Genomic DNA, 1,082 nt, shown 5'->3' with positions numbered 1-1,082 from the left:
TATATTGTATATCTTTTTTAGAGGAATAGTTATGAATAATTACCCTTTCGCTTTTGATGAAATATTTGATATAGATTTGACAGGTAAGTTTGTGGTCACTGGTTTATTTATTTCTATGAGAAGAAGTGATGTAGTTCACTATATTTATAATCATGGAGGTACTGTATTAAGTGCCCCTACACGTGCTACTGATTATTTAATTGTCGGTGGAGAAAAAAGTAAAACATGGAAGTATGGTCAGTATGGTACTAAGATTAGAAAAGGTTTAGACTTAAGAGAGAAGGATGAAAAGATTTTGATTATCTCAGAAGAAGACTTTATGAGATGCATAGGAGGATAAGATGTCTATTGATGTATGTATTAAACAGAAGGGTTTATTTAAAAAGACTATTCCATTAGATGTCATAGTCGGTGATGAATTGGCTTTTGGAATCAATGATGGTATGAGAATGGTGGGTGATGACCAGGAAGGTAATATGATCTTCTATAATCCAAATTCTATTGGTAGAGGTTTTCATATTTCATGGGATGAAGATGAAAAGAATGAATTAAACTTACGTTTACTCAATCCTACTACTACAGATGAAATGCGTTCTTTCTTTAACTGCTTAAGAAGAATTACTAGTTACTGGAAATGCAGTGTTACTATTGATGGTATAGAAGAAGATATAGATGAGTACTTATCACAGGAAGATGATCTTATTGCCTTCAATCATCGTATTATTAAAGAAGTATCAGAAAAGATTGCGAATGGTGAAACAGATTCTCTTACGTTAATGAGTACAATGTGGCCGTTAGTGATTGGTAAGGATGAAGCAGAACAGTTTATTCTTAATCCACATCTTTTCTCTTCGTGGATGCACGAACTTCAAAGTCATGACTATTATTATGCAAAACCACAATTCTTTAAGACAGATCAGGGTATTAAAGGCATCTATGCATTAACTGAAGACTGCCCTACTTTACTTCCTAATAAACCATGGGTACCTGTAGGGTATCAGAATCCTGAAACAGGTGAGAAGCTAGAATGTGATTATTATGAAATAGCTCTTTATTCTACAACAGAAGAAAGATCATTGGGT

Annotated in this window: 2 protein-coding genes; both read left to right on the top strand. The window is 33.4% G+C overall.

What is annotated here, in order from left to right; translation table 11 throughout:
* Nucleotides 1-31: 31 nt before the first annotated feature.
* Entirely contained in the window at nucleotides 32-340 is a 309-nt protein-coding gene (locus tag B2S90_RS06420) for a BRCT domain-containing protein (protein ID WP_270397620.1), read from the top strand.
* A 1-nt stretch (nucleotide 341) separates the two neighbouring features.
* Nucleotides 342-1,082: DUF4299 family protein (locus B2S90_RS06415; RefSeq protein ID WP_286696746.1), on the top strand; the 741-nt coding region annotated here is incomplete at its 3' end.

Origin of the sequence: Catenibacterium sp. UBA627, from assembly GCF_002299355.1 — a bacterium.
GTDB classification, from domain to species: domain Bacteria; phylum Bacillota_I; class Bacilli_A; order Erysipelotrichales; family Coprobacillaceae; genus Catenibacterium; species Catenibacterium mitsuoka.
Note: the sequence above shows the minus strand (reverse complement) of the source record. Positions and strands in the feature narration are given on the sequence as shown.